General features: G+C 70.0%; 15 protein-coding genes. 6 read left to right on the top strand and 9 right to left on the bottom strand.

The window, feature by feature from the left end; translation table 11 throughout:
• Nucleotides 1-4: 4 nt before the first annotated feature.
• Nucleotides 5-655, bottom strand: coding sequence for a hypothetical protein (locus tag J7520_RS16265; RefSeq protein ID WP_291190428.1), 651 nt, complete (start codon nt 653-655; stop codon nt 5-7).
• Nucleotides 656-914: 259 nt separating this feature from the next.
• On the opposite strand from J7520_RS16265, the gene gpmI reads away from it, so the two are divergent.
• The 4 genes from gpmI to lepB all read left to right on the top strand — a co-directional run bounded on the left by gpmI (nt 915) and on the right by lepB (nt 6,016).
• Nucleotides 915-2,444: a 2,3-bisphosphoglycerate-independent phosphoglycerate mutase gene (gene gpmI / locus J7520_RS16260; protein WP_291190425.1), complete on the top strand. Its 1,530-nt coding sequence runs from the start codon at nt 915-917 to the stop codon at nt 2,442-2,444.
• 199 nt (nt 2,445-2,643) lie between these two features.
• Entirely contained in the window at nt 2,644-3,831 is a 1,188-nt protein-coding gene (locus tag J7520_RS16255) for a peptidoglycan DD-metalloendopeptidase family protein (protein WP_291190423.1), read from the top strand.
• Nucleotides 3,832-3,929: 98 nt separating this feature from the next.
• Complete coding sequence (locus J7520_RS16250) at nt 3,930-5,315, top strand: S41 family peptidase (RefSeq protein ID WP_291190420.1); 1,386 nt, start codon at nt 3,930-3,932, stop codon at nt 5,313-5,315.
• A 29-nt stretch (nt 5,316-5,344) separates the two neighbouring features.
• A complete protein-coding gene (gene lepB, locus J7520_RS16245; RefSeq protein ID WP_291190418.1) occupies nt 5,345-6,016 on the top strand; it encodes a signal peptidase I in 672 nt (223 codons plus the stop codon).
• A gap of 24 nt (nt 6,017-6,040) precedes the next feature.
• Here lepB and J7520_RS16240 read toward each other — a convergent pair whose 3' ends face one another.
• From J7520_RS16240 to J7520_RS16225, 4 genes are all read right to left on the bottom strand, one after another.
• On the bottom strand, nt 6,041-6,373 hold the full coding sequence (locus tag J7520_RS16240; protein WP_291190415.1) for a DUF1820 family protein: 333 nt from the start codon (nt 6,371-6,373) through the stop codon (nt 6,041-6,043).
• 130 nt (nt 6,374-6,503) lie between these two features.
• A complete protein-coding gene (locus J7520_RS16235; RefSeq protein ID WP_291190412.1) occupies nt 6,504-7,187 on the bottom strand; it encodes a rhomboid family intramembrane serine protease in 684 nt (227 codons plus the stop codon).
• A 13-nt stretch (nt 7,188-7,200) separates the two neighbouring features.
• Entirely contained in the window at nt 7,201-8,082 is an 882-nt protein-coding gene (locus J7520_RS16230; RefSeq protein ID WP_291190409.1) for a general secretion pathway protein GspB, read from the bottom strand.
• A gap of 172 nt (nt 8,083-8,254) precedes the next feature.
• The gene (locus J7520_RS16225; protein ID WP_291190407.1) at nt 8,255-9,871 is read right to left on the bottom strand and encodes an AAA family ATPase; all 1,617 of its coding nucleotides are present in this window, start codon (nt 9,869-9,871) and stop codon (nt 8,255-8,257) included.
• 165 nt (nt 9,872-10,036) lie between these two features.
• Here J7520_RS16225 and J7520_RS16220 point away from each other — a divergent pair, with 165 nt between their 5' ends.
• Both J7520_RS16220 and J7520_RS16215 read left to right on the top strand, forming a co-directional pair.
• A complete protein-coding gene (locus J7520_RS16220; protein WP_291190404.1) occupies nt 10,037-12,196 on the top strand; it encodes a PQQ-dependent sugar dehydrogenase in 2,160 nt (719 codons plus the stop codon).
• A 165-nt stretch (nt 12,197-12,361) separates the two neighbouring features.
• Nucleotides 12,362-13,561 carry a multidrug effflux MFS transporter gene (locus J7520_RS16215; RefSeq protein WP_291190401.1) on the top strand — a complete coding sequence of 400 codons (1,200 nt, stop codon included), beginning with the start codon at nt 12,362-12,364 and terminating at the stop codon, nt 13,559-13,561.
• A gap of 92 nt (nt 13,562-13,653) precedes the next feature.
• On the opposite strand, the gene J7520_RS16210 is transcribed toward J7520_RS16215, so the two are convergent.
• The 4 genes from J7520_RS16210 to J7520_RS16195 all read right to left on the bottom strand — a co-directional run bounded on the left by J7520_RS16210 (nt 13,654) and on the right by J7520_RS16195 (nt 17,700).
• On the bottom strand, nt 13,654-14,292 hold the full coding sequence (locus J7520_RS16210) for a hypothetical protein (protein ID WP_291190398.1): 639 nt from the start codon (nt 14,290-14,292) through the stop codon (nt 13,654-13,656).
• A 43-nt stretch (nt 14,293-14,335) separates the two neighbouring features.
• Nucleotides 14,336-15,772, bottom strand: coding sequence for a DUF5666 domain-containing protein (locus tag J7520_RS16205; RefSeq protein WP_291190395.1), 1,437 nt, complete (start codon nt 15,770-15,772; stop codon nt 14,336-14,338).
• Nucleotides 15,773-15,867: 95 nt separating this feature from the next.
• Nucleotides 15,868-16,467 (bottom strand): YdeI/OmpD-associated family protein, encoded by a 600-nt coding sequence (locus tag J7520_RS16200; RefSeq protein ID WP_291190392.1) that lies wholly within the window; start codon nt 16,465-16,467, stop codon nt 15,868-15,870.
• 72 nt (nt 16,468-16,539) lie between these two features.
• Complete coding sequence (locus tag J7520_RS16195; protein ID WP_291190389.1) at nt 16,540-17,700, bottom strand: glutathionylspermidine synthase family protein; 1,161 nt, start codon at nt 17,698-17,700, stop codon at nt 16,540-16,542.
• Nucleotides 17,701-17,702 lie beyond the last annotated feature (2 nt).

Genomic DNA, 17,702 nt, shown 5'->3' with positions numbered 1-17,702 from the left:
GAAATCAGGGCTGGTTGCCGGAGAACTTCTGCACCGTCGCGCCCTTCACCGCGCCGATCGTCGCGCTGTCGCTGACGAACAATTCCACTTCCCGTTCGAATTCGAGCGTGCCCTGCACGGTCGCGTGCGGGCCGATCACGATGCGCGGCTTGCGCTGCGTACCCCAGGACCAGCCGCTCGGCTTCTTGACCAGGATGCCGCCTTCGACGCGCGAGTCGGCACCGACCTCGATGTCGCCGCCGACCGTCTGGATGCCGCCGCCGATGTGCGCGGCTTCGAGCGCGATGCGGCCGTTGACGGTCTCGGCGCGGCCACCGACGTCGGCGCTCTTGCCGAGGCGGATGCCGCCGTTGACGGTCTCGACGCCCTCTTTCACCTGCGCGCCCTCGTCGAGGTTGATGCCGCCGTTGACGGTCTGCACGGAGGCAGCGCGAGCCTGCTCGCCGAGCCGCACGCCGCCGTTGACGGTGGTCACCTTGGCGGCGCTGCCGGAAGCGGCGATGCGCACGCCGCCGTTGACCGTGCTCAGATTGCCGGCTCGCTCGCCGTTCTTCACGTCGATGGCGCCGTTGACCTTGTCGACGTCGTCTTGCGCGAACGCGCCGGTGGTGCAGGTCAGGGCCAGCAGGGCGATGGCGATGGGCAGGCGTTTCATGCGGATTCTCCGTTGTCGGGTGTGCGGGCGTTTGGATGCGCCCGGTTGCGCGAAGGTTTAGGGCTCGTCGTGCATGCCTCGGCCGGTGCGCGCAGTGTGCCCCGAAGCGCGGCCGCGAATGGCCGCGGATGGACCGTCCGGACGCAATCCCCGAAGCGAATCCGACGGGCTTTCCCGGCCGCCGCGATCGTGGACGATCGCGCCTGGTATTGGGGTTCGGCTAGGATGCTCCTTTCCTTGGCGTAGCGGAAATCCGGGCGTGACCAGACCCAAACCGATCCTGCTGCTGATCCTCGATGGCTGGGGCCATCGCGAAGCGACCGCGCACAACGCGATCGCGCAGGCGAACTGCCCGAACTGGCGGCGCCTGCTGGCCGAATGCCCGCACACGCTGGTCGACACGCACGGCGAGTTCGTCGGCCTGCCGGACGGGCAGATGGGCAACTCCGAAGTCGGCCACATGAACATCGGTTCGGGGCGCATCGTCTACCAGGACCTGACGCGCATCGACGCCGCCATCGCCGACGGCTCGTTCTTCGACAACGCGGCGCTGGTCGGCGCCTGCGAAGCGGCGAAGGCGAACGGCGGCACGCTGCACGTGCTCGGCCTGCTCAGTCCCGGCGGCGTGCACAGCCAGGAACAGCACATCCACGCCCTGCTCGATCTGGCGGCGAAGCGCGGCGTCGCGAAGGTCGCCGTGCACGCCTTCCTCGACGGCCGCGACACGCCGCCGCGCAGTGCGACGCCAAGCCTGCGCGCGCTGGCGGAAAAATGCGCCGTGCTCGGCAACGCGACGATCGCGACGGTCAGCGGGCGCTACTACGCGATGGACCGCGACCAACGCTGGGATCGGGTGAAGCTGGCCTACGATGCGATCGCCGAGGCCCGCGCCGAATTCCGCGCCGGCGACGCGGCGCTCGCGCTGCAGGACGCCTACGCGCGCGGCGAGAATGACGAGTTCGTCAAGCCGACCGTGATCGCGGACGGCGCCCGGATCGGCGACGGCGACGCGATCGTGTTCATGAACTTCCGCGCCGACCGCGCACGCGAGCTGTCGCACGCCTTCGTCGATGCGGATTTCACCGGCTTCGCGCGCGAGCGCGCGATCCGCTTGTCGGCCTTCGTCACGCTGACCGAGTACGAGCAGGGCCTCGCCGCGACGGCGATCGCCTATCCGCCGCAGTCGATGCGCGACACGCTCGGCGAATACCTCGCTTCGCTCGGCCTGGCGCAGCTGCGCATCGCCGAGACCGAAAAGTACGCGCACGTGACATTCTTCTTCTCCGGCGGCCGCGAAGCTCCGTTCGCCGGCGAGGAACGCATCCTGGTGCCGAGTCCGAAGGTCGCGACCTACGACCTGCAGCCGGAAATGAGCTGCCCGGAACTCACCGACAAGCTGGTCGCGGCGATCGAGTCGAACCGGTTCGATTTCATCGTCTGCAACATCGCCAATCCCGACATGGTCGGCCACACTGGCATCGAAGCCGCCGCGATCAAGGCGGTCGAAGCCGTCGACGTCGCGCTCGGTCGCCTGGCCGGCGCGATCCGCGCGGCCGGCGGCGAGATGCTGATCAGCGCCGATCACGGCAATCTCGAACAGATGCTCGACGAGAACGGCGTGCCGCACACCCAGCACACGGTCGGGCCGGTGCCGCTGGTCTACCTTGGCCGCCCGGCGCGACTGCATCACGGTGCGCTGCGCGACCTGGCGCCGACCGTGCTCGCCTTGATGGGCCTGCCGCAGCCGAGCGAGATGACCGGGCGCAGTCTGGTCGAGTTCGTCCGCTGATGCGGATGGCGGAAGAGCGCCTCGGCGATTTGTCGCGTCGGCGGATCCGAGCGGAAGAGCGCCTCGGCGATTTGTCGCGTCGGCGGATCCGAGCGGAAGAGCGCCTCGGCGATTTGTCGCGTCGGCGGATCCGAAATGCATTCGGGCTCGTCCGCGCCGTCGCGCGCCCGATGCTTGCGCGCATCGCGGACATCCGAACGTGATTCGAGGCGCCTCGATTGGCCGCCTTGCGCTCGCGCTGGCGCTGCTCGCACCCGTCGCGGCGCCGGCGCAGGAACTCGACCAGGCGCAGCGCACCGCGCAGGAGCGCGCCATACAGGAGCGCGAGGCCAAGCAGAAACTCGACGCCGTGCGCGCCGAGATCAAGGCGCTGACCGAGCAGCAGCGGGCGACCACCGGCGAACGCGGCGAGGCCGCGCGCGCGCTGCGCGAAAAGGAACTGGGCCTGGCGGCGGTGGCCAAGGACGTCCACGCGCTGGACGGCAAGATCGCCGCGCAGCAGGACAAGCTCGACCAGCTCGACACGCAGCGCGCCGGGCTCGAAAGCGCGTTGAAGTCGCAGCGTGAAGCGCTCGCCGAGCTGCTGCGCTCGGCCTACGCGCTCGGCAACCACGAGGAATTGAAGCTGCTGCTGCAGCAGGACGACGTCGCCGCGATCTCGCGCGTGCTCGCCTATCACCGCTACTTCCAGCGCGCCCAGGTCGACCACATCGACCGCCTGCGCGGCGATCTGCGCGAGCTGGCCGAGGTGCAGGACTCGATCGAGGCGACCACCGCCGAGCTCGACCACAGCCGCGTCGCGCGCACGGCCGAGGGCGAGAAGCTCGAAGCCGAGCGCGCGGGGCATGTGAAGCTCGTCGCCGAGATCGACGCCAAGCTGAAGGATCAGGGCGCGCGCATCGCCGCGCTCGGCAAGGACGAGGCCGCGCTGACCGACCTGCTGGAGAAACTGCGCGACGTGTTCGCCGACATTCCCAAGCAGCTCGAAGGCGCCGAACCGTTCGCCGCCGCACGCGGCCGACTGGCCTGGCCGTTGCAGGGCAAGGTCGTGACCGCGTTCGGCACCGCGGACGATTCCGGCCGGCGCAGCAGCGGCATGCTGATCGCCGCGAAGAGCGGCACCGCCGTGCACGCGGTCTCGCACGGGCGCGTCGCCTTCGCCGACTGGCTGCGCGGCTACGGCCTGATGATCATCGTCGACCACGGCGACGGCTACATGAGCCTGTACGGCGGCAACGAGACCCTGCTCAAGGACGTCGGCGACTGGGTCGACGCCGGCACCGCGATCGCCAGCAGCGGCGCCAGCGGCGGCCAGAAGACGCCGGGCCTGTACTTCGAGCTGCGCGCGAAGGGCCAGGCCGTCGATCCGCGCAGCTGGCTGCGCTGAGCGCCCTTGCAAAGCGGCCGCCGGCACGGCATCTCGATATCGGCGGCATGATCCGGTCGCCGGCATTACACTGGCCGCATTCCCGTGAGGTGTGTTCGATGTCTCCGCGTCTTCCGCTCGCATTCCTGTTCGCCCTGATCTGCGCACCGGCCTTCGCCGCCGAGCCGCCGCCGGCCGCTGCCGGCGACGTGCCCGACGTCGAGGACGCTCCGGCGGCCGAACCGGCACCGCCGCCGCACGCGGAGAAGTCCGCCTCGAAGAAGTCGGTCGATCTGCAGGACATCCGTGCGTTCACCGCGGTCTACAACTTGGTCAAGCAGGCCTACGTCGAGGACGTCGACGATCATCGCCTGATGCAGCAGGCGATCCGCGGTCTGCTGTCCGGACTCGATCCGCACAGCGAGTATCTCGGCAAGGAGCAGATCGAGAACCTGACCGAGGACACCACCGGCAGCTACGACGGCCTCGGTATCGAGGTGGTGCAGGTCGACGGCGTGCTGCGCGTGATCGCGCCGATCGACGATTCGCCGGCCGAACGCGCCGGCATCAAGGCCGGCGACACGATCGTGCAGATCGACGGCAAGCCGGTGCAGTCCGACGATCTCGACGGCGCCATCGCGCACCTGCGCGGCAAGCCCGGCACCGAGATCACGCTGAACGTGCTGCACGAGAAGCAGAGCACGCCGGTCGACATCAAGCTCAGGCGCGAGGCGATCAAGGTCGCCAGCGTCCGCGCACGTCTGCTCGAGCCGGGCTATGCGTACCTGCGCATCAGCCAGTTCCAGGCCGACACCGGCGTCCAGCTGCGCAAGCGCATCGAGCGCATGCAGGCGGACAACAAGGCGCCCTTGCGCGGTGCGATCCTCGATCTGCGCAGCAACCCGGGCGGCCTGGTGACCTCGGCGGTCGAGGTCAGCGACGCGTTCCTCGACGACGGCGTGATCGTCACCACCAAGGGGCGCCTGAAGGACTCCGACCTCAGCTTCCGCGCCACCCCGGGCGACCTGCTCAAGGGCGCGCCGCTGGTCGTGCTGGTCGACAATGGCACCGCCTCGGCGGCCGAGATCGTCGCCGGCGCGCTGAAGGACAACCATCGCGCCCTGCTGATGGGGCGGCGCACCTTCGGCAAGGGGTCGGTGCAGACCGTGCTGCCGCTCGACGCCGAGCACGCGGTCAAGCTCACCACCGCGCGCTACTACACGCCGAGCGGCATCTCGATCCAGGCCGCCGGCATCCAGCCCGACATCGCGCTGGCCGATCTCGCCCTGACCCAGCGCGACAGCGCGCCGACGCCGGCGATCGGCGAGCGCGATCTGCGCAATCACCTCAAGGGCGCGGACGAAGGCGACGGCAGCGTGGTCACGCCGAGCGCGGCCGATCGCGATGTCGAGAAGGACTATGCGTTGAACGAGGCGCTGAATGCGCTGAAGGCGCTGGCGCTGCGGAACAAACCGGCGGCGGCGCCGGTCGAGAGCAAAGGCTGAGGGCCGATCGTCGGCCGGGGAGGCGTGCGATGCGGAACTGGCTGCGCGACAACAGGCACTTCTTCGCGATCCTGCTGCTGTTCGGCTTCGTGCGCACGGCCGTCGCCGACTGGAATCCGGTGCCGAGCGGCTCGATGCGTCCGACCATCCTCGAAGGCGACGTCGTCTTCGTCAATCGACTCGCCTACGACCTCAAGCTGCCATTGACCGATCGCATCCTTGCGCATCTCGGCGAGCCGCGGCGCGGTGACATCATCACGTTCTCCTCGCCCGCGGACGGCACGCGGCTGATCAAGCGCATCGCCGCGGTGCCCGGCGACACGATCGCGATGCGCGGCAATCGCCTGACCATCAACGGCGCGGCGATCGACTACGCGCCGCTCGGCGAAGTCGTCGAAACGCTGGGCGGCAGTCGCCAGGTGCGCGCGGAACGCGCGCGCGAAACGTTCGGCGCGGATGCGCACACGGTGCAATGGCTGCAGGGCGCGCGCTCGCGCTCGAGCTTCGCGCCGCTGACGATTCCGCCGGACCACTACCTGATGCTCGGCGACAATCGCGACGACAGCGAGGATTCGCGCTACTTCGGCCTGGTTCCGCGCGAGCGCCTGATCGGCCGCGCCGAACGCATCCTCGTCTCGGCCGACATCGAGGATCGTTGGCAGCTGCGCTTCGACCGTTTCGGCAGGCGCTTCGACGACTGAGGCGGTGCCGGTCGGGTCGCGCGACTACAGGTTCGTCTTCGGCGGCGCGATCGGAAACGGCATGATCTTGTCGCCGCTGGTGGCGTCGCGGATCGCGAGCGTGCCGCGCTTGACCACTTCCTCGACGCGCAGGATCGTCTGGATCGGCAGGTGCAGGATCCTGGTGTCCTTGAACTCCTCGCGCAGGCGTTCCTCGGTCGGATCGACGACCAGGCCCTCGCCCGGCGGATCGAACACCAGATCGCCGATCTCCGTGAAACCCCACAGCGCGCTCGAAGCCACGTGGCGCGCGTAGAGCTCGATGCTCTTGCCCTGCGAGAGGAACGTGACTTTGTAGAGTCGGGTCGATTTGGGCATTGGGGGCGGTGATTCGTGATTCGTGACTGGTGATTCGAAAAAAGCTTACCGCAGTGGCGAATCGGTGATGGGCGAACGCGCCGGCTTTTCTTCAGCCAATCGCCCATCCCGAATCACCAATCGCGGCTCCTCAATTCCTGAGCCGCCGTGCCACCGCCGGCTTCGACAGCAGCGCCAGCACGACGCCGATCGCGAAGCCGGACACGTGCGTCCACCAGGCGACCGCGCCGAAGGCCGGGCCGACGTAGGTGAACAGGAGTTGCAGCATGGCCCAGAAGCCGATCAGCAGCGGCGCCGGGATGCGCACGAATTCGAGGAACACGCCGAGCGGCAGCACCAGACCGAGGCGCGCGCGCGGGAACAGGGCGAGGTAGGCGCCGACCACCGCCGAGACCGCGCCGCTGGATCCGACGATCGGCGCGCTGGTGCCGGCCAGGGTGAACGCGCCGACCAGATTGGCCAGCGCGCCGCCGAGCACGAACATGGCGAGGAACCGCGCCGAGCCGAGCGCGCGTTCGGCGGAGACGCCGAACACGACCAGGAACAGCATGTTGCCGGTCAGGTGCAGCCAGTCGGCGTGGATGAAGATCGCGGTGACCAGCCGCGCCGCGCGCAGCTCGATCAGCTGCTGCAGCCACGGCGCGTTCGGATCGAGCAGGGTCGACGGCACCGTGCCCCAGCGCGCCAGCACCGCCAGGCGCTGCGGCACCGGCATCGAGGCGAGCCAGACGAAGACGACGACGCAGGCCGCGACGATCAGCAGGGTCGCCCACGGCGGTCGCGGCTTGCGTCGGCTCGGCAGGTGGACGAACACCTCGCCGCCCGCCTCAGCGCCCGTCGCGCGGATAGATGAAGCGCTGGCCCTTGAACTCGAGCACCATGCCGTCGGCGCGGATTTCCTTCAGCACCAGGCCCTCGCCGAGTTCGTCGCCTTCGACGTGGCGGTCGCCCTTGATGACGACGAAGCGCTCGCTCGGCTCGCTGGCGAACACGTGCATGGTCAGTGCGAGTTCGGGCAGATCCTTGCGCGTCGCGTACGGCAGATCCCACACCGACGGCAGGGCCGGTTGCGCTGGTGCCGGCTTCGCCGCGGGGGCGGCGGCCGCATTCGGGGTCGCGGGCTTGGCGTCGACGGATTTCGCCGTCGCCGCATCGTGCGCGGCGGACGGAGTGGTCGTCGCCACCGGGTTCGTCGCCGGCTTGGCCGGCGATGAGGCCGGAGCCGGCGCGGGCGGCGCCGGATTCCGGGTGGCCGGTGCGGCGGCGGGCGGAGTTTGCGTCGCCGTCGCCGCGGCGACCGGCGGCTTCGTCGGAGCGGTTGCGGCGGGAGCGGGCGCCGACGGCGCCGGGGTGCGGTTCGCCGCGGGCGGGGCGTTCGTCGCAGTAGTCGCGTTCGTCGTCGGCGGTTGCCGCGTCGCGGCGGCCGGCGGCGCCGCGCGCTGCGCCGCGGGCGCGGCTGGGTGCGTGGCCTGCGCCGCCGGCGCGGGCGCCTTGGCGACGGTCTCCGGCTTCGGCGCGCTCGACTCGTCGGTCGCCGGCGTGCGGCTCAGCCACCAGCCGGCCGCGAGGGCGGCGAGGATCGCCACAGCGAACACGGGCAGCAGGTTGCGTCGCTTGCGCGCGACGAGCACTGGCGAGCCCAGCGTCGGCGCCTCGCCGAGGCGGCGCTGCTGTTCGGATTTCTTCAGGGCTTCGAGGATCAACGACATTGCAATTCCTGGTTCATTCGCCGGACCTCGAGCTTCCTGCCGCGGTCCGCGGAAAACGGTCGCGGCCACGCCGCGCCACGTTTCTTTCGCATCGGCACCGGTGCTCGATGCGGCGGCACATTCTAAGTGCCGGAGCGGCCGCGCCGGCCGCTCCTTGGGTGTGTCGAACCGCTTACTCGACCGTGCGCGCCAGATGCGGCCCGGCGTCGTCGAGCGCCGACAGCGCGAACAGCGTTTCCGGGCCGATGATGCCATCGGCCTTGATGCCGTAGGCCTGCTGCAGTTTGCGGATGCGTTCTTCCAGTTCGGTGTCGAACGCGACGTTGCGCGACTTGGCGGTGGCGCCGTCGTCGAAGGTAGCGACGCGATCGACCACCCAGGCGACCGCCTCGCCGCTGTCGCCGCGCTTCAGCGTCGCCGGCAGCTCGGCCGGCAGGCGCCACAGCGCGACGAAGTCGCCGTTCCAGAACTTCGACAGCGACGAACGCGCAAGTTCATAGCGGTCGCCGGCCAAGTCCATGCGCACGCGCTCGCGTCCGACGCCCTGCAACAGGGCGTAGGCGGGGCGGTCGTCCTGCTGCTGCGGGTCCGGATCGAGCTTCAGGATCAGCGGGCGATCGAAACGCGCGACCTGCTCCAGCGTCGCGTGCCCGCGCAGGCAGGCGAGGCCCGGTGCGGCCAGGGCCGGACAGCGGCTCGCCTCGCGCACGGAAACCTCGTTGGAATCGACCTGCCAGCGCGCGAGCAGCTGGGTGAACGCGGTCAGCTCGGTCTCCGGCGGATTTTTCAGATGCGCGGCGAGCCGGTCGGCCTCGCCGTCGACCGGCGCCGGGGCAACTGGCGCGGGCGTCGGCGCGGCCTGCGCCGGGGCGGTCTGCCGATAGCGCTGCAGCCAGACCGTGCCGGAGCCCACGCTGAACAGCAGCAGCGCGGCCGCGGCCCAGACGCCGTAGCGGCGCATCCAGTAGCGCGCGTGGCCGGGCAGGGTCTCGTCGGCGGCGCGGTCGACCAGGCGCTCGCCGATGCTGTCCTGCTCGCGCGCGTAGGCCGCCATCAGGGCGCGGTCGGCGACGATGTTGACCAGGCGCGGAACGCCGCCGGAGCGCTGGTACAGCGCCTTCAGGCCGAGCCGCGAGAACGGCATGCGCTTGCAGCCGGCGACCGCCATGCGATGGCGCACGTAGGCTTCGGTCTCGGCTGCGTCGAGCGGCGTCAGGTGGTAGCGAGCCGTGATGCGCTGGGCGAGCTGGCGCAATTCCGGCCGGTCGAGCAGTTCGCGCAGCTCCGGCTGGCCGAGCAGGATGATCTGCAGCAGCTTCTGCGTCGGCGTCTCGAGGTTGGTCAGCAGGCGCACCTGCTCCAGCGATTCGATCGACAGGTTCTGCGCCTCGTCGACGATCAGCACCACGCGCAGGCCCTGCGCGTAGGCGTCGAGCAGGAACGCGTTGAGCGTGTCGGTCAGCGCCTTGAGGCTGCCGCGCTTGCCCTCGATCGGCAGCTTCAGCTCCTCGCAGACGGTCTCCACCAGCTCGACCGGCGACAGTTTGGGATTGAGCACCAGCGCGACGCGGGTGTTCTCCGGCAGCTGCTCCAGCAGCAGGCGGCACAGCGTGGTCTTGCCGGTGCCGACCTCGCCGGTCAGCTGCACGAAACCGCCGCTGCCGCCCTTGCCGATGCCGTACAACAGGTGCGCCAAGGCGTCCCGGTGCCGTTCGGACAGGAAGACGTAGCGCGGGTCCGGCGTGATCGAAAACGGCGGCTCGCGCAGGCCGAAATACTCCAGATACATACGGCTACTTTACCCGACGTGATGGAAAGCCTGGTGGCGCCGCCGTTCGCGCCGGCGCCCAGGCCGGCAGCGGCAATCCTTTCTGGAGCGTGCAAAACGTGATTTGGTTCACAAAACCCCGGGGGCGAGGTGCATAATCGGCAGCCCACGAACAGGGAGCTCGCGATGGACGCTTCGTTGCGCAAGGCCGCGATGGCGCTGGGTCTGTGTCTTTCGATCGGCATGGCTTCGGCCCAGTCTTTGCCGGCGGGCTTCAATCTCGACAACCGCCTCAGCAACCGCAACGCGCCGACCGGCGTCTACTTCGCGCACGACGGACGCGTTTTCGTGACCGAGAAAGGCGGCACGATCTACGTCTACCAGAACCTCCTCGATCCGGCACCGCAGTTGCTGGTCGACCTCAGCAGCCAGGTGCACGATTTCTGGGATCGCGGCCTGCTCGGCTTCGCGCTCGATCCGCGCTTTCCCGAACAGCCCTACGTGTACGTCCAGTACGCCTACAACGGCGGCCTGTTTCCGGCCAGCGACCCGACGCCGTGGGCGCCGCGCTGGCCGTCGACGGATTGCCCGAGCCCGCCGGGCTCGACCTCGAGCGGCGGCGGCTGCGTGATCAGCGGGCGCATCTCGCGCCTGACCGTCACCGGCAACACCGCCGCCGACGAGCAGGTGCTGATCGAGGACTGGTACCAGCAGTATCCCAGCCATTCGATCGGCACGATCCTGTTCGGTCCGGACGGCTACCTGTATGCCGGCGGCGGCGACGGCGCCAGCTTCAACTGGGGCGACTACGGCCAGACCGGCAATGCGACCTGGCCGGACCAGCGCTCGCCGTTGAACGCGGCCAACCCGAACAGCCAGGCCACCAACCACGGCGGCTCGCTGCGCTCGCAGGGCCTGGAAGTGGAGTCGCAGTACGTCGGCCAGCAGGTCTGGCTCAACGGTTCGATCATCCGCATCAATCCGGCCGACGGCAGCCATGCACCGGGCAACCCGCTGGCCACGGCCGGGTTGTCGGAGAACGCCAAGCGGATCGTCGCCTACGGCCTGCGCAACCCGTTCCGCTTCACCGTGCGGCCGAACACCGGCGAGATCTGGGTCGGCGACGTCGGCGACACCGCCTGGGAAGAGATCAACCGCATTCCGGCCGTTCCGACCGACGGCAGCGCGACGCTGCTCAACTTCGGCTGGCCTTGCTACGAAGGGCGCGGCCATCACGGCAACTTCATCGGCCCGATCTGCACCGCGCTGTATTCGGGCGGCGACACGGGCGGGCGCACGCCGCAGACGCAGCCCTGGTACACCTACCAGCACGTCGGCAGTTCCGACACGACGGGCCTGGCGTTCTACGAAGGCAGCAGTTACCCGGCGCAGTACCACAACTCGCTGTTCGCGGCCGACAACAGCCGCCAGATCATCTTCAACATCCCGTTCGTCGACGCCAACGGCGACGGTGTGCCCGACGCGCCTCCGGACAGCTCGGCCAGCGCGTTCTTCGGCGGCAGCCTGGCGACCGCGGTGCAGCTGATTTCCGGGCCCGGCGGTGATCTCTTCTATCCGAACATCAATACCGGAAAGGTCTCGCGCCTGTGGTACTGCGGCGGCGGCTGCACCAACCAGGCGCCGTCGGCCGCGATCGCGCTCGACGCTACCTCGAGCGCCGACGGCGTGCCGCGCACGATTGGTTTCAGCGCCGCCAACAGCGTCGATCCGAACAGCGGCGACACGCTCGGCTACGACTGGGATCTCGACGGCGACGGCAACTTCGGCGATGCCAGCGGCGCGACCGCGTCGCGCGTGTACGGGGCGCCCGGCAGCTATCGCGTCGCCGTGCGCGTCAGCGACGGCGCCGGCGCGAGCGACGTGCAGAGCATGCTGGTCACCGTGCGCGAGGCGGTCGCCGACCTCGGCGTCGTGTTCGACGACGGCGTCACCTCGGCGCGCCCCGGCGACACGCTGCACTACGTGCTGACGGTGACCAACCAGGGGCCCGATGCCGTGTTCGGCGCGGTCGTGGCGACGACGCTGTCGACGCAGCTGACCGGCATCACCTGGATCTGCACTCCGGCCGGCGGTGCGAGCTGCGGAGGCAGCGGCAGTGGCAGCGGCGACGTCGCCGACAGCGCCGATCTGCCGGCGAACGGCAGCGTGACCTACGCGATTACCGCCACCGTCGTCGCGGCGGCGAACGCGCCGATCGACAGCGACGCATCGGTGGCCGCGCCGAGCGGAACCAGCGATCCGAATCCCGCCGACAACCAGGCCTCCGACATCGACGCGCTCGACGACACGATCTTCGCCGACGGGTTCGATCCGACCGGCAGCTGAGACAACGTCCGGCGCTCGCGCGCGAGCGCCGGCGCGTCCGCGCCGGGGTTGAGATCGCGCCGAGCGGTCCCATGAACACTCCTTCGTGCCGCGCGCTTCCCCGTGCGGCGACTCCATTGCCGCCCGCAGCCACCGCCACGCGCGCCGGCGCGCGCGAGGACGTCCATGCGCAGCGATTTCTTCAAGACGGCGGCCGTGCTCGGCCTGCTCACCGCGATCGGTCCCTTCGCGATCGACATGTATCTGCCGGCGCTGCCGTCGATCCGCGCCGGGCTGCACGCCAGCACCGGCGCGGCGCAGGCGAGCCTGATGATGTTCTTCGTCGCGATGGGCCTGGCGCAGCTGATCTACGGTCCGCTGTCGGACATCGTCGGCCGCAAGCCGCTGCTCTACGTCGGACTGGGTCTGTTCGCGCTCGGCAGCGTCGGCTGCGCGCTGGCCGGCAGCATCGAGACGCTGATCGCGTTCCGCGTCGTGCAGGGACTGGGCGCCAGCGCCGGCATGGTGATCGGTCGCGCCGTCGTGCGCGACCTGCACACCGGGCCGGACGCGGCGCAGATGATGTCGCTGCTGATGCTGGTGTTCAGCGTCTCGCCGATCCTCGCGCCGCTGGCCGGCAGCCTGGTGATCGCCTGGGCCGACTGGCGCGGCATCTTCTGGAGCGTGCTGGTCGCCGCGGTGCTCGGCATCGTCCTGCTGACGCTGTTCCTGCGCGAGACCCGCCACGCGCATCTGCGCGCGGGCAGCAGCGTGCGCGGCGCGCTCGCCGCCTACCGCGAACTGCTCGGCGATCCGTCATTCCTCGGCCTCGGCTTCATCTGCGCGTTCGGCACATCGAGCTTCTTCGCCTATCTCGCCAGTTCCTCGTTCGTGCTGATCGAGCACTACGGCCTGACCCCGACGCAGTACAGCCTGTTCTTCTCGATCAACGCCGTCGCCTTCATCGGCGCGGCGCAGTTCAACGGCCTGCTCGCGCGACGCTTCGGCCTGCGCAAGCTCGCCCGCGGCGCGGTGTGCGGCTACGCCTGCGCGATGACGAGTCTGCTGGCGGTATTCGCGCTCGGCGTCGACAGCCTCGCCGTGCTCGCCGTGCTGCTGTTCGTCGGCTACGCGTTCCTCGGCCTGGTGATTCCGAACGTCACCGTGCTCGCGCTGGAGGAACACGGCGCCATCGCCGGCACCGCCTCGGCGCTGATCGGCACCTTGCAGTTCGTCACCGGCGCGGCGGTGATGGCGATCGTCAGCCGCTTCCTCGACGGCACCGCGCTGCCGATGGTCGCCGGGATCGCGATCTGCGCAGCGATCGCCTTCGCGCTGGCGCAGGTCGCGCTGCGGCGCGAGCCGGTGCAGGCGTACGCCGACTGAAGGAAATCTCGAAAGCGCGATCGCCGTCATCCCCGCGAAGGCGGGATGCATCCGGTTGCGGCGCGCGCCGCGCTGAAGGAGTTCGCGCCGGCTCAGCCGCGCAGCCGCGGGCGGCGTGATTTCTTGGCCGGCGCGTCGTCGCCGGAGAACAGCGCGATCGCGGTGCGCGCGACCTGCGCGGTGTCGTAGTACGCGTAGGCGCCGACGCCGAGCGCGCCGACCACCGGCAGCCAGCGCGCGATGCCGCGGCCGGCGAGGCGCTTGGAAACGCCGAGGCCGATCTTCGCCGCGATCTTCTCGATCGCGCGCAGCGGAACGTCCTGGATCAGCAGGCGTGCGCCGACCTGCACGCCGACGTCGCGCACGGCCTGCGCCGCGGCGTGGCGGAACAGGCAGTAGAGCATGTGCGAACGAGTGAGGTCGGCGCTGACGCCGTAGGCGCCGGCGATGTCGGCGACCATCTGGCGCTGGATCTGCCAGATCGCGGCGAGCTCCGGCAGGATCGTCAGCCAGCCGAGCGGGCCGGGTGGCAGCGCCAGCGTGCCGGCGGCGAGCGCGGCTCTGTTGGCCGCCGCCGCGGCGATCGCCCGCGCGCGATCGTGCGGGCCCTTGGCCTTGTGTTCGTCGGTCGCCGGAATGCGGCCGACGAGATCGAGAATCGCGCGGGTCAGGCGTTCGCCCGGGCCGCCCGGTTCGCCATCGACTCTGCGTGCGGGGACGTGTTCGGCCATCGTTCGAGGTGTCCTCTGCGACAGGGGAGGGGAAGCGGCGGCCTCAATCGAAGCCGTCGGCGAACAGCCGGTCGCTGCCGCCGTAGGTGCCGACGATCAGCGCGCGCGCGCCGGGATCCGGCGGCGGCGGATCGAGCGGCGCGATCAAGGCGAGCACGCCGCCGAGCAGGGTATCGGTGCCGTTCCACGTACCGGTCTGCTCGACCAGGGCGCCGGGCAGCGCGCCGGCGAAGAACGCGTCGGCGTCGATCGGATCACCGGCCGGGTCCTCGAACGTCGCGCCGGTGCTGTCGAGGGTCAGGCCGAGCACGGACAGTTGCGGCCGCGCCACGCCGGTGACCGGGCCGCCGGCGCGCGCGTCCGCCGGGTCCGGCGCGCCGCGCAGGCGCGCGCGCGTGGCCCAGCGGTTGCCGAGGCGGTCGAGATAGCCGCGCAGCTCGATCTGGCGTGCCTGCGTGATGCCGTTGAGGTAGACGCCGTCGCGGTCGCGCAGCTGCGCGCTGCGTCGCACCTCGTTGCCGAGCAGCGTCACGCGCCCGTCGGCGCCGGGCTGCACGTCGGCGGGCGTGGCCGGACCTTCGAGGCGGATCGTCGGCGCGTCGAACTGGATACCTTGTGCGGCGAGCGCGAGGTTCTCGCCGAAGACGCCGTCGACTTCCATCGACGCGCCGGTGACGAGATCTTCGGCGCTGCCGAAGCGGAACTCGGTCTTCGCGTCGTACGTGACGGTGTACGGTCCGAAGCGGAACGCGGTCGGCGAGAGGATTTCGCCGACCAGGCCGGTCAACGCGCCGAGCGCGCCCGGCGTGCCGAGCGGCACCGGCTCGACGCAGGTCAGGCGCGTGACGGTGTCGAGCAGAGAATCGGCCTGGAAACCGTCGATCGCCGTCGCGCGGATCTCGACGAAGCGACCGACCGTGAGCGCGTCGCCGCAGTCGACCGGCGCGACGCCGGCGAGGCTGACGCGCTGCGGACCGAGCTGCGCCTCGTCGCCGGCGATCGCGGTGACGTAGCCCGACAGCAGCCAGCGCGGCGTCGGCGAGGGCAGGTATTCGATGAAGGAGGCGAGCAGGCTGGAATTGGTGTCGACGTAGCCGCTGACGTCGAGGTGGTCGCCGAGCTCGACGTTGCCGATCGAGCCGCCGGGCAGGCCGGTCGCGCCGGTGTCGGCGGTCACCGTGACTTCCTGGCCGAGCACGCGCAGCGGCTCGACGGAGGTGACCGCGCCGCGCACGGCGTAGGAGAACACCACCGTCGCCGCCGCCGGAGCGCCGCCGCGCTGCGCGCCGGGAAAGGTCGCCACCGCGCGCAGGCCGCGTTTGGCCGGCGGTGCGGAACCGGGCGGCAGAATTTCGTCGTCGACGATCAGCTGCGTCTGCGCGTCGAGGCGCACCTTGCGGCCCTGGATCTCGATCAGTTCGTCGGCGCCCGCCGGAGCGGCGAAGGCGGTGAACACGGCCGGCAACAAGAGGTGACGCATCGGTATTTCATCCCCAGGATCGAATCGTGACGGATTGCCACCTTCGTGGGTACCGCCTGAACCACAAATGGCTGCGGCCGTGCGGCACCGGGCGCTCAGCGGCGGTATTTCCAGTGCCGCGGCTTGCCTTCGGCCAGCCATTCCAGCGTCGTCGCGAGCCGCGTCGCACGCGTCCCGGCGCGCTTCGCCTCGACGATCCATTCGACGTACTCGCGTCGATGGCTGGAGCTGAAGGCCTCGAACGTCCTGCGCGCCTTGGCGTTCTTCTTCAGCGCGGCGGCGAGATCGTCCGGCACCTCGGCCGGCGGCTTCGCCGGCACGCTCCTGCCACGCGTCGCCGCCGGCACCGCGGCCTCGTTCAGCGCCATCGCCTTCTTGAGGTAGCCGAGGAGGACTTTCTTCGGCGGCAGGTCCGACCGCTTCTCGATGCGACCGAACTGGCCCATCGCCTGTTCCGCGCTGTCCTCGCCGACGACCTGCTTCCACTTCCAGAAGCCGAACGCGCAGTGCTGCTTGAACGCGGCCATGTGGCAGAACATTCCGCGGTAGAGGAAGAACGGCGAGCCCCATTTGATCGTCTCCTCGACCGCGGGGCAGGCCTGGCGCACCAGCGCGCGCAGGTGCGCGAGGATCGGCTGGGCGAATGGCTGCGCCTTGGCGATGTAGGCGTCGATGCGCGGGTCGGTGGAAACCATGGCCGGCTCTCGCTGAGATGGCGCGGCAACGATACGGCCGCGTCGATGCGCTGTCATCCGACACTCTGTCGTTCAAACGATCACGTGCGGCACGAAGCGCGAGGTGTCCTGCGTGATCAGCGAAGCGTCCTCGCGCACGCCCAGGCCACAGGCGCGGTCGGCGACCACCCAGCTGCCGATCAGCGGATAGCCGCCATCGAACTTCGGCAGCGCGTGGAAGGCCTGGCGGATGAGCGGCGCGTCGTCGTAGGGGCCGTCCGAGCGCAGCGTCGCGCCGTCCGCGGCGTGCAGTTCGATGTTGGCGCCTTCGCGCGAGAACAGCGGCTTGCGCACCCAGCCGGGCGGCAGAGCGCCGCGCGGCTCGGCGTCGAAGAACGCCGGCAGCAGGTTCGGGTGATCGGGATGGCGCTCCCACAGCAGCGGCAGGATGCCTTTGTTGCTGAGCACCGCCTTCCACGGCGGCTCGATCAGCGTGCAGCGCGACGTCGGCAATGCGGGACCGAATTCCTCCTCGAACAGGAATTCGAGCGGATACAACTTGAACAGCGCGCGGATGACCTGGTCGTCCGTGTCGGTGTACCAGCCGTCCTTGCTGAGGCCGATGTCCTCGATCGCGATGCGCCGCGTGGCCAGGCCCGCCTGCTCGGCGCAGTCGGCGAGGTAGGCGATCGTGCCCTGGTCCTCGAGCGAGTCGCGCACGGCCGAGAAGTACAAGGGCTTGGGCAGGCGCTTGGCGATCGTCGCGAAGGCTTCGATCAAGGTCTCCTGGATCAGGTTGTACTGGTCGGTGCCTTTCGGCAGCGCACCGCGCTCGATCTGCTGCTCCAGCCATAGCCACTGGAAGAAGGCGGCTTCGTAGAGCGAGGTCGGCGTGTCGTAGTTCAGCTCGTACAGCTTGGCCGGGCCGCTGCCGTCGTAGGCGAAGTCCATGCGGCCGTAGAGGTGCGGCGACGCCTCGCGCCAGGACTGCGCGATCCAGTCCCAGTACGCCGGCGGGATCGCCAGCCGGCGCAGCAGCGACTCCTCGCGCACGACCTCGGCGACCAGATCCATCGCCATCTCGTGCAGCTCGGTAGTCGGCGCTTCGATGTCGCGCTCGATCTCCTCGAGCGTGAACGCGTAGTAGGCGCGCTCGTCCCAGTACGGCGCGCCGTCGATGGTGTGGAAGCGGAAGCCGAGTCCCTCGGCCGTCTGCCGCCAGTCGTCGCGTTCGGCGATCGTGATGCGTTTCATGG

The organism is Dokdonella sp. (assembly GCF_017744955.1).
Classification (GTDB): domain Bacteria; phylum Pseudomonadota; class Gammaproteobacteria; order Xanthomonadales; family Rhodanobacteraceae; genus Dokdonella_A.
This window is presented reverse-complemented; position numbering and strand designations above follow the sequence as displayed.

What these genes read in the sequence shown, in the direction of transcription:
- J7520_RS16265 (WP_291190428.1), bottom strand. Translation starts at nt 655, where the DNA reads ATGAAACGCCTGCCCATCGCCATCGCCCTGCTGGCCCTGACCTGCACC.
- J7520_RS16250 (WP_291190420.1), top strand. Translation starts at nt 3,930, where the DNA reads ATGTCTCCGCGTCTTCCGCTCGCATTCCTGTTCGCCCTGATCTGCGCA.
- lepB (WP_291190418.1), top strand. Translation starts at nt 5,345, where the DNA reads ATGCGGAACTGGCTGCGCGACAACAGGCACTTCTTCGCGATCCTGCTG.
- J7520_RS16240 (WP_291190415.1), bottom strand. Translation starts at nt 6,373, where the DNA reads ATGCCCAAATCGACCCGACTCTACAAAGTCACGTTCCTCTCGCAGGGC.
- J7520_RS16230 (WP_291190409.1), bottom strand. Translation starts at nt 8,082, where the DNA reads ATGTCGTTGATCCTCGAAGCCCTGAAGAAATCCGAACAGCAGCGCCGC.
- J7520_RS16225 (WP_291190407.1), bottom strand. Translation starts at nt 9,871, where the DNA reads ATGTATCTGGAGTATTTCGGCCTGCGCGAGCCGCCGTTTTCGATCACG.
- J7520_RS16220 (WP_291190404.1), top strand. Translation starts at nt 10,037, where the DNA reads ATGGACGCTTCGTTGCGCAAGGCCGCGATGGCGCTGGGTCTGTGTCTT.
- J7520_RS16215 (WP_291190401.1), top strand. Translation starts at nt 12,362, where the DNA reads ATGCGCAGCGATTTCTTCAAGACGGCGGCCGTGCTCGGCCTGCTCACC.
- J7520_RS16210 (WP_291190398.1), bottom strand. Translation starts at nt 14,292, where the DNA reads ATGGCCGAACACGTCCCCGCACGCAGAGTCGATGGCGAACCGGGCGGC.
- J7520_RS16205 (WP_291190395.1), bottom strand. Translation starts at nt 15,772, where the DNA reads ATGCGTCACCTCTTGTTGCCGGCCGTGTTCACCGCCTTCGCCGCTCCG.
- J7520_RS16200 (WP_291190392.1), bottom strand. Translation starts at nt 16,467, where the DNA reads ATGGTTTCCACCGACCCGCGCATCGACGCCTACATCGCCAAGGCGCAG.
- J7520_RS16195 (WP_291190389.1), bottom strand. Translation starts at nt 17,700, where the DNA reads ATGAAACGCATCACGATCGCCGAACGCGACGACTGGCGGCAGACGGCC.